The following is an 18,974-nucleotide window of genomic DNA, read 5'->3' as shown; positions in this document are numbered from 1 at the left end:
GATGCGTGCAACCGTGGGCGACCAGCTTGTCCAGCACGGCAGGGTGGTCGGACAGCAGGACAAGATCGGCGAGATCGTCGAAGTGATGGGTCAGGAGGGCAACCCCCCGTACCGCGTCCGCTTCGAGGACGGGCACGAGGGCGTGTGCTCACCCGGCCCCGACACCGAGATCCGGCACCGGTTCCAGCAGACCGGGCGGTGACTCAGCGCGGGGGAGTCGCCGGCTCCCGGTAGTGGTCGGCGACCACCCGTGCCATCGCCCCGACGCTGTCCGCCGCGACCTCCCGCGCGGCGAAGAAGACATGCCCGCGCGCCTGCTGGTACCGGCGCGCGAGCGTGAGGTGCCGGGACAGTTCCGCGGGGTCCTGCCAGGCGGCGGGCTGCGCCGGGTCCCCGGCCTTGTAGAGGGCCTCGCCCAGGTACAGCTTCGTCCTGCTCCCCTGCGCCTGCTCCGCCCACCAGGGCACCAGCGCGGCGTAGTCGGCGGCGGCGAAGCCGATGTTCCAGTAGAGCTGCGGCACGAGGTAGTCGATCCAGCCCTCACGCACCCACTTGCGGGTGTCCGCGAAGTTGTCGTCGTACGACTGCACGCGCGCGCCCGTGTCAGAGCCGAGTGGGTCGGTGGAGGCGTTGCGCCACACCCCGAAGGGGCTGATGCCGAACTGTGTGGTCGGCCGGATCCGCTTGATGGCTGCCGCCGTCTCCAGGACCAGTTTGTCGATGTTGTACCGCCGCCAGTCGGCCCGGTTGGCGAAGTCCCCGCCGTACCGGTCGTAGGCCGCGTCGTCGTCGAAGGTCTGGCCCTCCACCGGGTACGGGTAGAAGTAGTCGTCGAAGTGGACCGCGTCCACGGGGTACTTGCGCACCGCGTCGAGGATCGCGCTCTCGACGAAGGCGCGGACTTCGGGCAGCCCGGGGTTGTAGTAGAGCTTCCCGCCGTACGGCACCACCCAGTCCGGGTGTTCGCGGGCGGGGTGGGTGGCGACCAGCTTGGTCGGGTCGTCGTGGATGGCGATGCGGTACGGGTTGAACCAGGCGTGCAGTTGCAGGCCCCGTCGGTGGGCCTCGGTCACGGCCGTGCCGAGCGGGTCCCAGCCCGGGTTCCCGCCCTGGGTTCCGGTGAGGTACTGCGACCAGGGCTCGTACGGCGAGGGCCACAGGGCGTCGGCGGTGGGCCGTACCTGGAACATCACCGCGTTCAGCCGGTCCGCCGCCGCCCGGTCGAGGTGGGCGATCAGCTCCGCGCGCTGCTGTACGGCGCTCAGCCCCGGCTTCGACGGCCAGTCCCGGTTGGACACGGTGGCGAGCCACACGCCCCGCATCTCGGTCGCCGCCCGCCTCTGATGGCGTGGCGCGGCCTCCGCTCCCGAGGCCGTCGTCAGGGTCGACAGCGCGGCCAGCGCGAAGGCCCGGCGCGACAGACGTCCCATGTGCACACTCCCCCAACTCCATGGATCCGTGCGGTCACGGATCGTCTCCCCGCCGCAGAATGCCCGACGGATGCCGGACCCCGGCGATCGATCATCGATACTTGGGAGTAACGTGCACGAACGGAGCAGGAACCGGACCACGGCAAACCTGCCATGAGGTGAAGACCAGCGAAAGGGACGAAGTGACGGACTTCCCGGCGGGAGACATCGCACGCGTCGGAGTGGTGGGCTGCGGCCAGATGGGGGCGGGCATCGCCGAGGTGTGCGCCCGCGCCGGTCTGGACGTGAAGGTCGCCGAGACCACCGGCGAAGCCCTGGAGATCGGCCGCACCCGGCTGTTCAACTCGCTGACCAAGGCCGCCGAACGCGGCAAGATCAGCGCGGACGAGCTGGCGGCGACGCAGGCGCGGCTCAGCTTCACCACCGACCTCGGCGAGTTCGCGGACCGCGACCTCGTCATCGAGGCCGTCGTCGAGAACGAGCAGGTGAAGACCGAGATCTTCCAGGTGCTCGACCAGGTGGTGACCCGCCCGGACGCGATCCTGGCCTCCAACACCTCCTCCATCCCGCTGGTGAGGCTGGCGGTCGCCACCTCGCGGCCCGACCAGGTCGTCGGCATCCACTTCTTCAACCCGGCCCCGGTGCAGAAGCTCGTCGAGCTGATCCCGGCGCTCACCACCTCCGAGGGCACGCTGGCCCGCGCCCAGCAGTTCGCCGAGAAGCTGCTCGGCAAGCACGCCATCCGCGCCCAGGACCGCTCAGGGTTCGTGGTCAACGCGCTGCTGATCCCGTATCTCCTGTCCGCGATCCGGATGTTCGAGTCGGGCATCGCGAGCCGCGAGGACATCGACAACGGTATGGAGCTCGGCTGCGCCCACCCGATGGGCCCACTGAAGCTGTCCGACCTGATCGGCCTCGACACCGTCGCCTCGGTCGCGTTTTCGATGTACGAGGAGTACAAGGAACCGCTGTACGCCGCTCCCCCGCTGCTCCAGCGCATGGTCGACGCGGGCCGGCTGGGCCGCAAGTCCGGCTCGGGCTTCTACACCTACGGCTGACCTGCACGGTGTTCATTCCAGTGTGCTGATTACACAGTGCTATGACCACGGCCCGGCACTCCTCGGAGCGCCGGGCCCGTGTCATTCACACACCGTGTGCGCGCCGGGCCCGCATATGCCCGTCGCACACTCTCCCCACGCGCCCACCAGGCGAGTTGACTCTTCATGCGCATGCAAGGGATGTGACGACTACGGAAAGGAGCGGACTCGTGACCGCCGACCCGGAGCATCCCGTGGTACATGGAGAACTCGCAGAGTTACGGCGCCGCCTCGATGTCGCGTACGCACGTGTCGAGGGAGGCCTCGCTCTGCTCAGTCATCGTACGGAGGAAACGGACAAGGAGATCGACGATCTGAGCGCACGGATCATCGCCCTGGAGCACGCCCGCTGGCCGCTTCCCGCGGTCGCGGCGATCACCGCCGTGGGCGCGCTCATCGTGGCGATCTGGCAGGCCCTCGGTCACTGAGGCTTCGGGACATGCGGGTGGGGGATCAGGGCAAGGTGTCCTGACCGAGCCTCAGATGGTGCAACAGGAGTAACGCGGCCGCCATGTTGGCGGCCGGGACCTCCCCACGGGCGACCATGTCGGGAACGAGCTTCAGGGGGACCCATTCCCTGCGGTCGGACTCGAAGTCGTCCACCGGGTGTCCGACGTACTCGCCCTCCTCGGCCCAGTAGATGTGGTGCCGGGCGTCGGTGAGCCCGTTGGAGGGCTCCACACTCATGAGGTGCTGGAGCGGCCCCGGCCGCCAGCCGGTCTCTTCCTCGAGCTCCCTGGCGGCCGCGACGGCGATGTCCTCGCCGTCCTCGACCACGCCCGCGGCGAGTTCCCAGCCCCAGCTGTCGGTGATGAAACGGTGGCGCCACAGCAGGAGAACCTCGTTGGCCTCGTTCACCACCGTGGCCACGGCGACGGGCCTCATCCGTATCAGGAAGTGGTCGAGGTGCCGCCCGTCCGGTAGTTCGACATCAGCGAGATTGACGCTGAACCAGCGGTTTTCATACACAGTTTGTTCGTTCTGTTTCGTCCACTGCACGGTTCTGCCACCTTCCGTCGAGTAAGTGGCAATATCGCAGCAGGGACTGTGGGGTGTCGGCGTCCGCGTGCCGACCTACAGAGGCACGCGCAGTGCGCCGTCGATCAGTTCGGCTGCCGCGGCCGTGCCCGCGCAGCCGCTCCGGACCAGGTGTTCGCGCACCGCTCTGAGTCTGTCACGCAGGCGCTGGGACTCCATTCCCCGCGCCTGCTCCGCCATCTGCACGGCGGTGACCACCGCCTTGTCGGCGTTGCCCTGGCGCAGTTCGATCGTGCTGAGCATGGCGAGCCGGTGCACCCGGCCGCGGTCGTGGGCCGGGTTGTCGACGGCGGCCGCGGCGTGTGCGGCGGCGGCCGCGAGTTCGCCGAGGCTGAGGAGCGCCTCCGCCACCTGGACGTTGACGAGGCCCGGCTGGACATAGCCGGTCTCGTCGGGCTCGTATCCGCGCCGGATGCGTTCGGCGGCCTGCTCGGCCCGCCGGATGCAGGACAGCGCGGTCGTGCCGTCGCCGAGGTGGGCGTACGCCTTGGCCTGCATCGCGTAGAGGTCGCAGGCGAGCGCCGGGGTGATGTGCTTGCCTGCGGCCCGCAGCGCGGCCTCGGCGAAGGCGACGGCCTGGCGGTACTCGCGCATGAACAGGGACTGGTTGACGAGGAGCGCGATGACGTACGCGCCGAGGCCCCGGTCGCCGCTGGCCTTGGCCAGCCTCAGGGCCTGGTGGAAGTAGCGCTGGGCGAGTCCGTGGGCGTCGGAGTCGTAGGCGCAGATGCCGGCGACCGCCACCAACCCTCCGGTGGCGCGGTGCAGTTGGCGGCCCGTCTCGTCGGTGTAGCTGCCGCGCAGCAGCGGGGCGGCCTCGGCGTTGAGGAAGCCGACGATCCGGGTGCGGGTCGCGATGCCGCCGGCCTTGCGGTACATCTGCTCGTAGTGGGTGCGGGCCGCGCGCAGCATCTCGATGTCGGCGTGGGTGACCCGGTGCCGTCCGCCACGGGAGACGTCGACGTCCTCGGGCGGGTTCTCCCACTCCCACACGGGCATGACCGCGGGAGTGCCGGTGACGGCGGGGGCACCGAGGATGTGGGGGCGTTGCTGTTCGTCCGACCGCCACAGTGCGGTGGCCCGCTCGACGAAACCGGACAGGGAGGTGCCGTGCGGGGCGGACGGTTCGCCGGGCACGCCGAGGCCGATGTCGTCGAGGGTGACGGGGCGTTGGAGCCGGCCCGCGAGCACCTCGCAGATCAGGTCGGGCACCTGTCCTCGCGGGCGCTGGCCCTTCAACCACCGCGCCACGGCGGTGTGTTCGTACCTGAGCGCGAGGCCGCGTGCCCTCCCGGCCTGGTTCACATGTGCGGCAAGCCCCGCGTGCGAGATCCCCGCTTCGTCGAGGATCGCGTCGAGCAGAGTGTTGGGCTGCATATATGCCCCCCGGGTGGCTCGGTGCGGACAGAGTAGTGGGTTCGTGTTCACACGGGGTGCGAACGGAGTGCTCGAATCCGCAGGGTGTGCGCACTGTCGCGGAGAGTTTCCGGCCGGTTGACTGAAATGCCTCGCAAGAGGCCGGCCGGGCCGCCGGCTCCCCCTCGTACAGTGCGGTGGCCTGGCCGTGGGCTTGACCGGGGTTCAGGTGAGGTGCGTTGTCGGCTGCGGGTGCGTCGTGGCTGGTCGCGCCCCCGAGGTGGAGAGGGTTGTGAAAACGCCACCTAATGCAACATTGGGTGCGTCTCGCCCGACTGCACGAAGTACCTCCGGCAAGGAAAAGAACCGGCCATGAGCATCCCTGGCGTCCTCGCACGGCAGCGGCCGTACCTATGGCAGCGAGACCGTGTCCGCGGGCGTCGCCCATGACGACCCGTCCACCGTGTTCGATGGCGACGGCCTCGTACAGGTCGCCGCCGATGGTGGCACCCCGGTCGGTGGACAGCTGGGCCGCGGCGACACTGAGCCCGTCGATCCGCGGGGGCGACGGCCGGAGCAGCACGCTCTGCGCGGCACCGGCGACCTGGCGGGCCTGCCGGTGCTCACGCAGCAGTGCGCGGCGGACATGGACGATCAGCCCGGTGCCGACCGCGAAGAACACGGCGCTGGTGACGACACGCGCACCCAGGCCGTTCTGTTGCGCGAGCGGGCAGATCAGCTTGTACGTGATGGCACACGCAATCGGACCGGCCTCGAAAGGCCGGTCCGATTCCGTCGACCGTATGGGCCAAAAAGGCCAGATCGCCGGGAGACCTCACCCTGTCGAGTGAGGTGACCCGAACTCCCTACCCGCTCAACCGCGCAGGACAGCCCCGGACCGCTCCCCCGCCAGGGCCACCGCCGCATCCCGAGCCGCGGAAGCCTCATCCACGGTCAGCGTCCGGTCACCGGCGCGGAAGCGCAGCGCATACGCCAGCGACTTCTTGCCGTCGCCGAGCTGCTCCTCGTTCTCGTAGACGTCGAACAGCCGGATCCCCTCAAGGAGTTCACCCGCCCCGTCACGCAGCGCGGCCTCGACCTCGGCATGCGGCACGAACTTGTCCACGACCAGCGCGACATCCTGCGTCGCGACGGGGAACGTGGAGATGCTCGGCGCCTGCGGAGTGTCGTCGCCGGCCGTCTCCAGGACGTCCAGGTCCAGCTCCATCGCGGAGGTCCGCGCGGGCAGCCCGAACGCCTTCACGACCCGCGGATGCAGCTCACCGGCATGTCCCACGACGGTGTCCCCGACCAGGAGCTCGGCGCACCGGCCCGGGTGCCAGGGGCCGTACTGCCCACCGCGGACGACCAGTTCGACCCCGGCCTCGCGAGCGACGACCCGTGCCGCCTCGACCGCGTCGGCCCACCCGGCCGGACGGCCACCGCCCCACCAGCCCGCCTGCTCCCGCGCACCGGCGAGCACCACGGCCACGCGCCGCGGCTGCTCGGGCAGCGCGGCGTCCAGCTCGGCGATCTCCTCGTCCGTGGGCCGCCGGTCCACCGGGAGCACCGAAGCGACCCGCTGCTCCGCTCGCGGCAGGAAGACCAACCCCGTCTCGAACAGCGCCAGATCGTGCGAGCCCCGACCGTCGTTGCGCCGCAGCGCGCCGAACAGGCCCGGCAGCAGTGACGTACGCAGCGCGGGCTCCTCGTCGTTCAGCGGATTGGTCAGCTTGACGACCCGGCGCTTCGGGTCGTCCGCGTCCAACAGCAGCTGGTCGAAGACCTGCTCACCGACGAAGGGGTAGTTCGGCGCCTCGACGTACCCGGCACCGGCGAGCACTCGGCCCACCCGCCGGTGCAGTCGCTGGCGCTGGGTCAGGCCGCGCCCCGCGGGCGGCTTGGGCAGCGTGGAGGGCAGGTTCTCGTAGCCCTCCAGGCGGATGACCTCCTCGGCCAGGTCGTTGATCTCCTGGAGGTCGGGACGCCAGGACGGCACGGTGACGATCAGCTCGTCCTGCCCGTACACGTCGCAGCCGACTTCCTGGAGACGCCGTACGACGCTCTCGCGGCCGTACTCGACACCGGCGACCTTGTCGGGGTGGTCGGCGGGGACGCGAATGGTGTGCGGGGCCGACGGGGCGACGACCTCGGTGACACCGGCCTCGGCGGTACCGCCCGCGAGCAGCACCAGCAGGTCGACCGTGCGCTGCGCGGCAGCGGCGGCGGCCTGCGGGTCGACACCGCGCTCGAAGCGCCGGGACGCCTCGGAGGAGAGCTTGTGGCGGCGGGCCGTACGCGCGATGGCGACCGCGTCGAAGTGGGCGGCCTCGATGACCACGTCCGTCGTGCCTTCCGAGGACTCATGGTCGGCGATCTCCGTGTTGGCGCCGCCCATCACGCCGGCGAGGCCGATCGGACCGCGCTCGTCGGTGATGACCAGGTCCTCGGCGTGCAGCTTGCGCGTGACTCCGTCGAGGGTGACGATCTGCTCGCCCTCGGCGGCCCGGCGGACCCCGATGGTGCCCTGGACCAGGGAGCGGTCGTAGGCGTGCAGCGGCTGGCCCAGCTCCATCATCACGTAGTTGGTGACGTCGACGGCGAGCGAGATCGGACGCATGCCGACCTTCTGGAGGCGGCGCTGGAGCCAGAGCGGCGAGCGGGCCTCGGGGCTGAGGCCGGTCACCGTGCGCGCGGTGAAGCGGTCGCAGCCGAGCGGCTCGGAGACCTGGACCGGGTAGCCGAAGGCGTTCGGCCCGGGCACGTCGAGCAGGGCCGGGTCGCGCAGCGGGAGGCCGTAGGCGATGGCGGCCTCGCGGGCCACGCCGCGGATGGACAGACAGTCGCCGCGGTTGGCGGTGACGGCGATGTCCAGGACCTCGTCGACCAGCTCCAGGAGCTCGATGGCGTCCTTGCCGACCTCGGTCTCCGGCGGCAGCACGACGATGCCGTGGCTGCCGTCGTCGCCCATGCCCAGCTCCTCGCCGGAGCAGATCATGCCGTGGGACGTCTTGCCGTACGTCTTGCGCGCGGAGATCGAGAAACCGCCGGGCAGCGTGGCCCCGGGCAGTACGACGACGACCTTGTCACCGACCTGGAAGTTACGCGCACCGCAGACGATCTCCTGCGGCTCCCCGGTACCGTTGGCCTGGCCGACGTCGACCGTGCAGAAGCGGATCGGCTTCTTGAAGCCCTCCAACTCCTCGATGGTCAGCACCTGGCCGACGACCAGGGGGCCCTTGAGGTCGGCTCCGAGGTGCTCGACGGACTCGACCTCAAGACCGGCCGAAATGAGCTTGGCCTGGACGTCACGGCCGGTTTCGGTCGCCGGCAGGTCGACGTACTCCCGCAGCCAAGAAAGCGGGACCCGCATCAGATCTCCATCCCGAACGGCCGGGTGAACCGGACGTCACCCTCGACCATGTCTCGCATGTCCTCGACGTTGTGGCGGAACATCAGCATCCGCTCGATGCCGAACCCGAAGGCGAAGCCGCTGTACTTCTCCGGGTCGACGCCACAGGCGGTGAGCACCTTGGGGTTGACCATCCCGCAGCCGCCGAGCTCGATCCAGCCCTCGGAGGAGCAGGTACGGCAGGGGCGGTCGGGGTTGCCGACGGACTCGCCGCGGCAGACGTAGCACACCATGTCCATCTCGGCGGACGGCTCGGTGAAGGGGAAGAAGTTCGGCCGCAGCCGGGTCTTCATGCCCTCGCCGAACAGGGCCTGGACCATGTGGTCCATGGTGCCCTTGAGGTCGGCCATGGTGAGGCCCTCGTCGACGGCCAGCAGCTCGACCTGGCGGAAGACCGGGGTGTGCGTGGCGTCCAGTTCGTCGGTGCGGTAGACGACGCCGGGGCAGATCACATAGACCGGCAGGTCACGGCTCAGCAGCGAGCGGATCTGCACGGGCGAGGTGTGGGTGCGCAGCACGACACCGGACTCGGTGCCGCCCTGCGGCCCCTCGACGAAGAAGGTGTCCTGCTCGCCGCGGGCCGGGTGGTCGGGGCCGATGTTGAGAGCGTCGAAGTTGAACCACTCGGCCTCGACCTGCGGGCCCTCGGCGACCTCGTAGCCCATGGCCACGAAGACGTCCTCGATGCGCTCGGACAGGGTGGTGAGCGGGTGGCGGGCGCCGGCCGGTACCCGGTCGTAGGGCAGCGTGACGTCCACCGCCTCCTCGACCAGCACACGTGCGTCGCGCTCGGCCTCCAGCTCGGTCTGCCGGGCGGCGAGGCCCTTGTTCACCGCGCCCCGCGCCTGACCGACGAGCTTGCCGGCGGCGGCCTTGGCGTGCGGGGGCAGGGCGCCGATCTCGCGGTTGGCGAGGGCCAGCGGGGAGGCGCCGCCGGTGTGGGCGACCTTGGCCTCCTGGAGCGCGTCGAGGGAGTCCGCGGCGGCGAAGGCGGCGAGCGCCTCGTCCCGCATGCGCTCGATCTCTTCCGGTTTCAGGGCCTCGACCTCTACTGGGTCGTACGACTTGTTCGGTGCCGACATCTCTTCCCGTGCTTCCGATTGGCTGGCTGAAGGTCCCCGTCGCCGACTCACGCGAGGTCAGAGGGCCGTCCCTGGGACACAAAGGTGCCAAAGGCCGAGTCTAACGGGGTGGAGGGCCGCTCTCGGACTGGGCGCCCGGTCCGAGAGCGGCCCTCAGGTATACGAATGCGCCCGCGGGCGGCTCGGGCGGATCTCAGGTGAGATAGGCCGGAACGCTCACGGGCAACGTAAATCGGAACTCGGCGCCGCCCTGGGAGCCGCGGCCGACCGTGATGGTGCCGCCATGGGCTTCGACGATGCCCTTGACGATGTACAGCCCAAGTCCGGTGCCGCCGCGCTTGCTGCCCCGCCAGAAGCGGGTGAAGACGCGGTTCATGGACTCCTCCGGGATGCCGGCACCCTCGTCGCTCACCGTGACCGACGTGCCGACGTCCTCCCCTTCCCGGGGGGACGCGGTGGGCGTGATGTCAATCGTGACGGTTCCCTCGCCGTGCCGCACCGCATTTTCCAGCAGGTTGCTGAGCACCTGGTCGATCTTGTCGGGATCGGCCCACAAGGCGGGCAGCGGCTGTTCGAGGCGCAGCAGGAACCGGTCGGCGGCGAGGCCCGCGGCGACGTAGGCCTGGATGTGGCGTCCGACGGCGGCGCCGATGTCGACGGGCTGGCGCCTGACCTCAAGGCGTCCGGAGTCGATGCGCGAGATGTCCAGCAGCTCGGCGATGAGCCGGGTGACCCGGTCGGCGTCCGCGTCGACGGTCTCCAGCATCAGCCGTTTCTGGTCGTCGGTGAACCTCTCCCACTTGGCGAGGAGGGTCGCGGTGAAGCCCTTGACGGAGGTGAGCGGGGACCTGAGCTCATGGGCCACGGTGGCGATCAGCTCGGCGTGGCTGCGCTCCGTACGGCGGCGGGCCTCGGTGTCCCGGAGGGCGACGACGACGCGGTGGACGGGTCCGGTGGGCTCGGTGCGCACGTACTGCGTCGAGACGAGAACCTCACGCCCACCCGGCAGCAACAGGTTCCGCTCGGGCTGCCGCCTGCGGATGGCGAGCCCTCCGTACGGATCGGTCAGCTGCCACCAGCGCCGCCCCTCCAGGTCCTCTAATGGAAGGGCTTTTTCCAGCCGCTGTCCGAGGGCGTCCTGGGCGGGGAGGGCGGTGATGCGGGCCGCGGCCGCGTTGAAACAGATCACCCTGCCCTGTTCGTCCGCGACGACGAGGCCGTCGGGCAGTTGGTCGGGGTCGATGCCGAGCTCGGCCGGACCACCGGCCCAGGCCCCGGGCACGCCCTGCGCGCTCCTCGTGCCGACACTCATCCCCGTACCCCACCTCTCAGACGGCGCAGGGCCCCCGAGCTGGTCACCTTACTGGTTCCCGGTGACGGAGCGGCACCCTCCGGAGGCGCGCTGTGCACGGGCTGACGCATAGAGACATACGGCGGCCGCGGTGGCGAGGTTCAGGCTCTCGGCCTTCCCGTGGATCGGAACGCGCACCACGGCGTCCGCGAGTGCGCGGGTCTCCTCCGGGAGCCCCCAGGCCTCGTTGCCGAACACCCAGGCGGTCGGCCCGCCCATGGTGCCCTGGTCGAGCTCGTCGTCGAGGTCGTCGGTACCGGCCCCGTCGGCAGCGAGAACGCGCACTCCGGCCCGCTTGAGCCCTTCGACGGCCTCCTCCACGGGCACCCCGACGGCCACGGGCAGGTGGAACAGGGAGCCCACGGAGGCCCGTACGGCCTTGGGGTTGTAGAGATCGACGGACGCGTCGGTCAGTACGACGGCCTCGGCACCGGCGGCGTCGGCGCACCGCAGGACGGTGCCGGCGTTCCCGGGGTCACGTACGTTGGCGAGGACGGCGACGAGCTTGGGCCGGGCGGCGAGGATCTCCTCGAAGGGTGTGTCGAGGAACCGGCAGATCCCGACGAGCCCCTGAGGCGTGACGGTCGTCGAGATGTCGGCGATGACGTCCTCGGAGGCGAGATGCGTCCGCGCTCCGGCGTCCCGGGCCTCCCCCACGATGTCGGCGTACCGCTCCGCGGCCTCGACGGTGGCGAACAACTCCACCAGACCATGCCCAGCGGCCTCCCGCACGGCCTGCGGCCCCTCGGCCAGGAACAGCCGCTCCTTCCCCCGGAAGTTCCGCTTGGCGAGCCGTCGGGCGGCGGAGACGCGGGGGGAACGGGGGGAGATCAGCTCGGGGGTGACGGGGGACATGCTCTTCACCTTCGGAGGTCTGGGGGAAACAGTGGACCCGCAGGCTTCACAGCCTGCGGGTCCACACAGTCACGTCGGCGTAGAGCCAGCGCAGCGTCACGCAGCCTTCGGGGCGTTCACGTCCGCCGGCAGCGCCTTCTGGGCGACCTCGACGAGCGCCGCGAAGGCGGGCGCGTCGTTGACGGCCAGCTCGGCCAGGATCTTGCGGTCGACCTCGATGTTCGCGGCCTTCAGACCCTGGATGAAGCGGTTGTACGTGATGCCGTTGGCGCGGGCAGCGGCGTTGATGCGCTGGATCCACAGCTGACGGAAGTCACCCTTGCGCTTCTTGCGGTCGTTGTAGTTGTAGACCAGCGAGTGGGTGACCTGCTCCTTGGCCTTGCGGTACAGGCGCGAACGCTGACCGCGGTAGCCGGAGGCCGCCTCGAGGATCGCCCGGCGCTTCTTGTGGGCGTTGACTGCCCGCTTGACGCGTGCCACTTGTTAACTCCTTGTAGCGGGGCCGTGGTTGGACTCACACGGCCCGGAAACGATTGGGTCCCGGTCTTGAGGTGCTCAGGCGCTGGGCGCCCGGCCTCACTTGCCGAGAAGCTTCTTGATCTTCGCGGCGTCGCCCGGGGCCATCTCGGCGTTGCCGGTCAGGCGGCGCGTCACGCGGGACGACTTGTGCTCGAGCAGGTGGCGCTTGCCGGCGCGCTCGCGGAGCACCTTGCCGGAGCCGGTGATCTTGAAGCGCTTGCTGGCACCGCTGTGCGACTTGTTCTTCGGCATAGCGCCGTTCTCTCCTCGTCGGTGGCGTTCCGGTGCCCGGTCGTGAAACCGGGCACGGTGGAACGTCGCTGTTGTATCGGTTACGTCCTGGGGACTCGCGTCCCCGGGGGTCACGCCTCGGCGGAAGCCTCGGCAGGCGCCTCGGTCTCCAGGACGCCTTCGACGTCCTCGCCGTCCTCGGACTCCGCGGCGTTCTGCGACTTGCCGGGGTTGGCCTTCGCGTCCGCCTTGCGGGCTTCCTGCGCCTGGCGGGCCTCGGCCATCGCCTCGGTCTTCTTCTTGTGCGGGCCGAGAACCATGATCATGTTTCGGCCGTCCTGCTTCGGGTTCGACTCGATGAACCCGAGGTCCTCGACGTCCGAGGCGAGACGCTGCAGCAGTCGGTAGCCCAGCTCGGGCCGGGACTGCTCGCGACCACGGAACATGATCGTGATCTTGACCTTGTCGCCCTGCTTGAGGAACCGGACGACGTGACCCTTCTTGGTGTCATAGTCGTGCGGGTCGATCTTCGGCCGGAGCTTCATCTCCTTGATGACCGTGTGCGCCTGGTTCTTGCGCGCCTCACGGGCCTTCATGGCCGACTCGTACTTGAACTTCCCGTAGTCCATGAGCTTGCACACGGGCGGACGGGCGTTCGCCGCGACCTCGACCAGGTCCAGGTCGTACTCCTGCGCAAGCTCCAGTGCCTTGGCCAGCGGGACGATGCCCACCTGCTCGCCACTGGGACCGACAAGTCGCACCTCGGGAACGCGAATCCGGTCGTTGATGCGGGGCTCGGCGCTGATGGATCCTCCTCGGTTAGCACCACACGGCGGTCTGGCGGACAGCCGCGTATGTCATTTTCGTCAGACCTAACCGCGCCGGAGCAACAAAAATGCCCCGGACGATCACAGACGGGGCTCCAAACACTGCCGGAGCACCGCCGTGATGACACGGGGCGCGCTTTCGGGCGACTCCATCGTCCGTACGGAACGATGGTGGCCGCCTGACCGGGGTGACCCGCCGTCCCGGAGGGCGGTCGGGTGGGAGATCGGAGCCTCCACTTGTGGGCCAGTCACACTTACACACATGCGTCCGGCCGGTCGTCACACAAGGTTAGCAGCATCCAGGGGGTGGTGCGAACCCGCGCGCACCGGGCCCTATCGTGTGGGACATGAGTGACACCCCTCCCGCGTCTCCTGACTCCCCCGACTTCGACGAGATGACCCGCGACATCGCCGAGGTCCCCGCCGTCGAGGTGATCGTGACGGTCGCCGTCAACCTGATGAGCGCCGCCGCGGTGAAGCTCGGTCTGACCGAGGAGGGCGACAAGTACAAGGACCTGGACGAGGCCCGCAAACTGATCCACGCCCTGGCCGGCCTCCTGGACGGCAGCGCCACCGAGATCAGCTCCTTCCACGCGGCCCCGCTCCGGGACGGCCTGAAGTCGCTCCAGCTGGCCTTCCGCGAGGCGTCCCTGGTCCCGGACGAGCCGGGCCAGGGCCCCGGCGAGAAGTACACCGGTCCGATCTACGGCTAGTTCAACCCGCGTACGTACAAGGGCTCGCCCGGCGCCGTGGCCCCGGCCGGCAGGACTGCCAGGTCGAGGCCGTGCACCAGGCGGGCCCTCAGCGTCTCGTCGGCGGCGAGGCGCCGTGCGACCGCCTGGACGCCGGCGTCGTGCGGCACGGCCGGCTCGAAGACCAGGGCGAGGGTGCCGTCGGCCCGGCCCGGGCCGAGGTAGGCGCGCAGCACCGCGCGCACATCGGCGACCACGGCACGCACCGCGTCCACGACCGCCGGATCGGCGAGCGGGTCCGTGGTGGTCCGGCCTTCGGCGAGGGCCAGCAGCGCCGGTCCCGTCAGCTCGAAGGGCACCGGACCGGCCAGGTCCAGTACGACCGTGTCCGCCTTTTCGTGCGCGGCGGCCTGCAGCGCCTGGTGCAGGGGTACGGCGACGGGCCGGGCCTGAGGATCCCAGCGGGCCAGCGATTCCGTGGAGGTGAAGGCCGGCAGGGCGATCCGGGACCCGGCCTTGAGGGTGGGGACGGCCATGTCGCTGCTCTTCTCGCGGCGCAGCCCGTTCTCGTCCTCCTCGACCTCGCCGAGCACGGCCACCACGGGGACCAGCAGCCGGGCCCCCTTCAGTGCCTCCAGGACGGGGCCCACGGCGGCACGGTCCTCGGCCCAGGCCGCGAGTGCCGCGCCCAGCCGGGGATCGGCCGAGCCGTCGTCGTCGGAGAAGCCGGGGTCGGGAATGTTCTTGTTCGCCACGGTCACCGACCCTATAGGGGGCTTGCTGCTGCGGTTGTGCGGGCCCGGAAACCCGCCCGTGACGGCTTTCACGGGTTTCTCAGAGTTCGCTGACACACATCTAACGTCCGTCTAACGGCCCGCACAGTCGGCGGACCGACGATCGCGGCATGGAGTCTTCCAGAGCCGTCGGCCGCCGTACCCGCAGATCTCCCCGCCGGCCTTTGCTGTACACCGCGCTCGCCTCCGTCGCCATCGTCGGCGCCACTGCCGGGGGGACCGCGTATGTGAAGGCCCAGGCGCATTCCGGGAGCGGCACCGTATCGTCGGCGGCGACGTCGTCGGGCTCGCACTCCACGGCGACCACGACTCAGGAGGCGGCCGTGGCGAAGCCGGTGGTGGATCTCGACGAGCAACTGGCCGACGCCATGAAGTCGGTGGGTGTGACGGGCGAGCAGAAGATGTCGGCGGCCGTGCTCGACCTGGAGTCGGGCGACAGCGCGGCGTACGGCGACGGCGCCTTCGACACGGCGAGCATCGTGAAGGTCGACATCCTGGCGACGCTGCTGCTTCAGCACGAGAAGGCGGGCACACAGCTGAGCGCGCAGGAGAAGGCGTACGCCACCACGATGATCGAGAACAGCGACAACGCCTCGGCGTCGGCGCTGTGGAACATCATCGGCAAGGCCTCGGGGCTCGACGCCGCGAACGAGGAGTTCGGGCTGACCGGTACCGAGGGCGGCGACGGGGCGCTGTGGGGGCTGACCCAGACCACGGCTGCCGACCAACTCACCCTGCTCCAGCAGGTGTTCGGGGACGACTCGGAGCTGGGCGAGGCCTCGCGGTCGTATCTCCAGGGTCTGATGGGGCAGATAGAGGCCGACCAGCACTGGGGGGTCTCGGCGGCGGCCGACGGCTCGCAGTGGGCCCTGAAGAACGGCTGGCTGCCGCGCAGCACGACCGGGCTGTGGGACATCAACAGCATCGGCCGGGTGACGGTGGACGGCCACGCCTATCTGGTGGCCGTGCTGTCCAAGGGCAACTCGACGCAGGCGAAGGGGATTTCGCTGGTGGAGGCGGCCGCGAAGGCGGCGGTGTCGGTGTTCACGGGTCAGGACGCCTCGCCGACCGCGTCCGCGTCGGCCGACGCCACGTCCGCGGCGGTCGCCCGGTGACCGTCGTACTCCCGGTTCAGAAACCTTCGTAGGAACGGCGGGGGCCACGGCGGCCACGCCACAGGACCACCGCGGTGATCAGCAGGGCGACGCCCAGGCCGCCCGCCAGCGGGGCCGCCCAACTGGCCGTGTCGTCCCCCGACTCGGCGGTGTCGGGGCCGGAGCCGAAGTACTTGTCGCCGTAGGAGGCCGGCTGAAGGCCCTCGGGCTTGAGGCGGTCGGCGGCCTTGAGCGCCGCCGCGGGGTCGATGAAGCCGAAGCCGCGGGAGTCGTCGCGGCCGCCGGAGGGGGCGTTGCGGGCCGTGTCCTCCAGGAGCCGCTTGATCTGTGCGGGCGTCAGGTCCGGGTGGGCGGCCTTGACGAGGGCGACCGCGCCGGAGACGAACGCGGAGGCGGCGCTGGTCCCCCAGCCCTCGTAGTACTTGTGGTCGGGGTCGGCGATGACGACGTCGTCGCCGGGCGCGGCGACCGTGGCGTACCAGCGGCGGGTGGAGAAGTGGGCGCGGGTGCCGTACCGGTCGACGGCGGTCGCGACGATGACGCCCGGATAGGCGGCCGGGTAGGAGATGTGGTCGCCCGTGTCGCCGCCGTTGCCGGCCGAGGCCACGACGACCACGCCCTTCTTCAGGGCGTACTGGACGGCGTCGTCCTCACCGGCCTCGGGGTGCGCGGAGGAGGAGTCGTCGCCGAGGGAGAGGTTGATGACGTCGGCGCCTTGGTCGGCGGCCCAGCGGATGCCCTCGGCGAGGGCGCTGCCGCGGGTGTTGCGGGCCTTGGTGCGGGCCGGGTCGCCGTCCTCCAGGATCACGCGGACGGGAAGGATCTTCGCCTCGGGGGCGATGCCCATGACACCGTCGCCGTTGCCGACGCCGTGTCCGTGCCCGGCGATGATTCCGGCCATGGCGGTGCCGTGCCGCGCCCAGGACCGCTGTCCTCGCACGGCCCCGAAGCCGATCATGTCCTTGCCGGTGAGGACGTTGCCGACGAGGTCGGGGTGGTCGTTCTCGACACCGGTGTCCAGGACGGCGACGGTGACGCCCGCTCCCTTGGTGGTCTGCCAGGCCTGCTGGGTGTGCATGGCGTCCAGGGCCCACTGCTTGGCGCGGATGCCGTCGGCGTGCGCGGCGGTGGGCGGGACGAGGGCGACGGAGGCGGCGAGGAGGACGCTCAGGAGGCCTGCCCTGCGGGTGGTGGCGCTCATGAGGGCTGCTCCGGGGGCGAGGTGACGGTCTTGCGCAACGTGCGCTCCACGCGGTCGGCCAGGCCCTGGGCCTCGTTGCCGAGACCGGACTGGGCGGCGGGGCTGGTGTCGCCGGACTCCATGGCCTTCTCGGCGGGTTCCGGGGTGTCGACCGTACGGCCGTCCGCCCAGCCGGAGACGGCGTAGGCGACGACGGGGGCGTCGGTGAGGACGGAGATCGTCCAGGACGCCCGCTGCTTCGCCCCGAAGTCGGCGGCGAGGGTGTCCTTCGCGGCGTACGGGAGGGGCAGCAGGTCGGTGCGGGTGTCCAGGCCCTCTTTGGTGAAGCGGTTGTCGAGCTCGCGCATGGCGGTGACGTCGGCGTCGGTGAACAGGAGGCCGACGGTGGTGACATAGCTCTCGGTGGCGTCCGTGTAGGTGGCGCGCAGGAGGCGTTCGCAGCCGACGGGAGCGAGGGCCTTGCGCAGCAGCGGGTCGAAGGCGTTCTCGCAGCCGCTGTCCGGGGCGACGGCGATCCTCGTCCACGTACGGTCGGCTCCGCCGGGCCCGGCGCCCTGGCCGTCCACGGTCGCAGGGAACAACTGGTTGACGGGCACGCTGTGCCACAGCTCACCGGCCGCGGCGAAGGTGTCGCCACCGCTGTCGTCCCCCGGCTCCCCGATCAGCCAACTCCCGGTCACGGCACCGCCGATGAGCCCGAGCCCGAGCACGACGCACGCGGCCACGGCGGCGATCCTGGGAGAAACCCGCACCCCCCAAGACCGGGACCTCGGCTCGTATCCCACCTCGGGCTGCCCGAACGACACAACAGGCCGCCCGTTGCCGGGAGTTCCGGCGTGCGGGGGCATGGGGGCGCTCCAGGAGAGGGCGGGGTCCGGTGCGAGGGGGGCGGAGCGGGGGGCCGCGCCTGGTGCGGCCGTAGGTGTGGAGGACCGGCCTGAAGGGGCCGAGGGTGTGATCGGCGCGCCGACGGGTGCCGGCGGCGCGGCCGGTGGCGGAGGCGTGCGCAGGGCACCGGAGACCGACGCGTCTCCGCTGCTGCGGGGCGGGAACCCGGGGCGGGCGGGCACGTCCGGGCGGGCGTCGGCCCGCGGGGCCCCGGGGATGGCGCCGGTACGACCCTGATCGGCTCCGGGACGGCCGGCCCCGGAGCCTGGGCGGGCATTGGGCATGGGCGGTATGGCGGCGGTGCCGCCGGAAGTCCCTCGGGACGCGGAGGGCGCGGACGCCGAGCCCGTACGCCCCGTACCGGGCGCCGGGCCCGACGGGACCGGCCGCATCCGGAAGGTCGTCTCGGCCGCGCTCTCGGCGGCGGCGCCGGTACGACGCGGGGGCACGGAGGGCTGGGAATCCGGGCGGGGCGGCACACCGCCGGGAGCCTGGGCGGGAGCACCGGCGCCAGGCCTGCCAGCGGGCGGCACGGGGCCGGAGGCGGGCGTGGTCGAACTCGTCGAAGGCCGTGCGGACATGCCGCTACGGCCCGGGGCGGGCGGCACGGTGCGCGCGGGACGCGGCTGAGTCCCGGGCGCGCGGTGTCCGGTGGTCGACGCGGGCGGCATGGGGCCGGGGGCGGGAGTCACGGGGCTTGTCCGGCGGGGCTCGTCACCCGGTGCGGGGCTGTTTCCGCGCGGTTTCCGCGGTGCGGGGGCGCCGGGTGCCGGTGGGGTGTCCGGGAAGCGGGCCGAGGCAGGAGGCGGGGGCGGAGCATCACCGGGGGGCGGAGGTGCCTGGTTGGAGGGGCCGGACCGGGCGTCGGTGCCGGAGGAAGCCGGACACCCCGAGCCCGCGCCGGGGTTCGTGCTGCTCGCAGCCGTCGACGAGGCCGGACCACGGGAAGCGTCGCCCCCGGCCCCGCGGCCGCTGGTCGGCGTCGTGCCGGAGCTCGCGCCGTTCGTCGTTCGGATCGGCGGTCTACCTGCTGCGGTCGGTCCCTGGGACCGCTCCCCGCCCGGCTCGTCGGACTCCGGGCCCGCG

General features: G+C 71.0%; 18 protein-coding genes and 2 pseudogenes. 6 read left to right on the top strand and 14 right to left on the bottom strand.

The features are described from left to right. Position 1: 1 nt before the first annotated feature. Entirely contained in the window at positions 2-202 is a 201-nt protein-coding gene (locus tag ACI2L1_RS19850) for a DUF1918 domain-containing protein (protein ID WP_404740631.1), read from the top strand. A 1-nt stretch (position 203) separates the two neighbouring features. Here ACI2L1_RS19850 and ACI2L1_RS19845 read toward each other — a convergent pair whose 3' ends face one another. Continuing rightward, the gene (locus ACI2L1_RS19845) at positions 204-1,430 is read right to left on the bottom strand and encodes a glycoside hydrolase family 10 protein (RefSeq protein WP_404740630.1); all 1,227 of its coding nucleotides are present in this window, start codon (positions 1,428-1,430) and stop codon (positions 204-206) included. A 158-nt stretch (positions 1,431-1,588) separates the two neighbouring features. On the opposite strand from ACI2L1_RS19845, the gene ACI2L1_RS19840 reads away from it, so the two are divergent. After that, entirely contained in the window at positions 1,589-2,488 is a 900-nt protein-coding gene (locus ACI2L1_RS19840; protein ID WP_324607569.1) for a 3-hydroxybutyryl-CoA dehydrogenase, read from the top strand. Positions 2,489-2,697: 209 nt separating this feature from the next. Further along, on the top strand, positions 2,698-2,955 hold the full coding sequence (locus tag ACI2L1_RS19835) for a hypothetical protein (RefSeq protein WP_164428395.1): 258 nt from the start codon (positions 2,698-2,700) through the stop codon (positions 2,953-2,955). 25 nt (positions 2,956-2,980) lie between these two features. Here the strand turns inward: ACI2L1_RS19835 and ACI2L1_RS19830 are convergent, their stop codons facing one another. The 10 genes and pseudogenes from ACI2L1_RS19830 to infC all read right to left on the bottom strand — a co-directional run bounded on the left by ACI2L1_RS19830 (position 2,981) and on the right by infC (position 13,202). Continuing rightward, positions 2,981-3,526 (bottom strand): NUDIX hydrolase, encoded by a 546-nt coding sequence (locus ACI2L1_RS19830; RefSeq protein ID WP_404740629.1) that lies wholly within the window; start codon positions 3,524-3,526, stop codon positions 2,981-2,983. A 75-nt stretch (positions 3,527-3,601) separates the two neighbouring features. Next, positions 3,602-4,942 (bottom strand): transcriptional regulator, encoded by a 1,341-nt coding sequence (locus tag ACI2L1_RS19825; RefSeq protein ID WP_404740628.1) that lies wholly within the window; start codon positions 4,940-4,942, stop codon positions 3,602-3,604. A gap of 367 nt (positions 4,943-5,309) precedes the next feature. Beyond that, positions 5,310-5,726, bottom strand: a pseudogene (locus ACI2L1_RS19820) (serine/threonine-protein phosphatase); the annotation flags it as partial. Positions 5,727-5,795: 69 nt separating this feature from the next. After that, complete coding sequence (gene pheT / locus ACI2L1_RS19815; protein WP_404740627.1) at positions 5,796-8,294, bottom strand: phenylalanine--tRNA ligase subunit beta; 2,499 nt, start codon at positions 8,292-8,294, stop codon at positions 5,796-5,798. Further along, positions 8,294-9,415, bottom strand: a complete 1,122-nt coding sequence (gene pheS / locus ACI2L1_RS19810; protein ID WP_404740626.1) for a phenylalanine--tRNA ligase subunit alpha — start codon at positions 9,413-9,415, stop codon at positions 8,294-8,296. Before pheS ends, pheT begins: the two co-directional genes overlap by 1 nt. A 193-nt stretch (positions 9,416-9,608) precedes the next feature. Next, positions 9,609-10,727: an ATP-binding protein gene (locus ACI2L1_RS19805; protein WP_404740625.1), complete on the bottom strand. Its 1,119-nt coding sequence runs from the start codon at positions 10,725-10,727 to the stop codon at positions 9,609-9,611. A gap of 48 nt (positions 10,728-10,775) precedes the next feature. Further along, entirely contained in the window at positions 10,776-11,621 is an 846-nt protein-coding gene (locus ACI2L1_RS19800; RefSeq protein WP_404740624.1) for a TrmH family RNA methyltransferase, read from the bottom strand. A gap of 96 nt (positions 11,622-11,717) precedes the next feature. Next, positions 11,718-12,101, bottom strand: a complete 384-nt coding sequence (gene rplT, locus ACI2L1_RS19795; RefSeq protein ID WP_404740623.1) for a 50S ribosomal protein L20 — start codon at positions 12,099-12,101, stop codon at positions 11,718-11,720. 96 nt (positions 12,102-12,197) lie between these two features. Continuing rightward, positions 12,198-12,392: a 50S ribosomal protein L35 gene (rpmI, locus tag ACI2L1_RS19790; RefSeq protein ID WP_003977225.1), complete on the bottom strand. Its 195-nt coding sequence runs from the start codon at positions 12,390-12,392 to the stop codon at positions 12,198-12,200. Between the two features lie 110 nt (positions 12,393-12,502). After that, positions 12,503-13,202: pseudogene (infC, locus tag ACI2L1_RS19785) on the bottom strand (translation initiation factor IF-3). Between the two features lie 343 nt (positions 13,203-13,545). Here infC and ACI2L1_RS19780 point away from each other — a divergent pair. Further along, positions 13,546-13,911 carry a DUF1844 domain-containing protein gene (locus ACI2L1_RS19780; protein WP_359035386.1) on the top strand — a complete coding sequence of 122 codons (366 nt, stop codon included), beginning with the start codon at positions 13,546-13,548 and terminating at the stop codon, positions 13,909-13,911. Here the strand turns inward: ACI2L1_RS19780 and ACI2L1_RS19775 are convergent. Continuing rightward, on the bottom strand, positions 13,908-14,645 hold the full coding sequence (locus ACI2L1_RS19775; protein WP_404740622.1) for an SseB family protein: 738 nt from the start codon (positions 14,643-14,645) through the stop codon (positions 13,908-13,910). The two genes, ACI2L1_RS19780 and ACI2L1_RS19775, sit on opposite strands and share 4 nt — an antisense overlap. A gap of 149 nt (positions 14,646-14,794) precedes the next feature. On the opposite strand from ACI2L1_RS19775, the gene ACI2L1_RS19770 reads away from it, so the two are divergent. Further along, positions 14,795-15,799: a serine hydrolase gene (locus ACI2L1_RS19770; RefSeq protein ID WP_404740621.1), complete on the top strand. Its 1,005-nt coding sequence runs from the start codon at positions 14,795-14,797 to the stop codon at positions 15,797-15,799. Between the two features lie 16 nt (positions 15,800-15,815). On the opposite strand, the gene mycP is transcribed toward ACI2L1_RS19770, so the two are convergent. Both mycP and ACI2L1_RS19760 read right to left on the bottom strand, forming a co-directional pair. Continuing rightward, positions 15,816-17,000, bottom strand: coding sequence for a type VII secretion-associated serine protease mycosin (mycP, locus tag ACI2L1_RS19765; protein WP_404740620.1), 1,185 nt, complete (start codon positions 16,998-17,000; stop codon positions 15,816-15,818). Continuing rightward, positions 16,997-17,725: a hypothetical protein gene (locus ACI2L1_RS19760; RefSeq protein ID WP_404740619.1), complete on the bottom strand. Its 729-nt coding sequence runs from the start codon at positions 17,723-17,725 to the stop codon at positions 16,997-16,999. The genes mycP and ACI2L1_RS19760 overlap by 4 nt, the downstream gene beginning before the upstream one ends. 454 nt (positions 17,726-18,179) lie before the next feature. Between ACI2L1_RS19760 and ACI2L1_RS19755 the strand changes: the two genes are divergently transcribed. Then, positions 18,180-18,518, top strand: coding sequence for a hypothetical protein (locus ACI2L1_RS19755; protein WP_404740618.1), 339 nt, complete (start codon positions 18,180-18,182; stop codon positions 18,516-18,518). Positions 18,519-18,974 lie beyond the last annotated feature (456 nt).

The organism is Streptomyces sp. NPDC019531, assembly GCF_044903305.1.
Lineage (GTDB): Bacteria > Actinomycetota > Actinomycetes > Streptomycetales > Streptomycetaceae > Streptomyces.
This window is presented reverse-complemented; position numbering and strand designations above follow the sequence as displayed.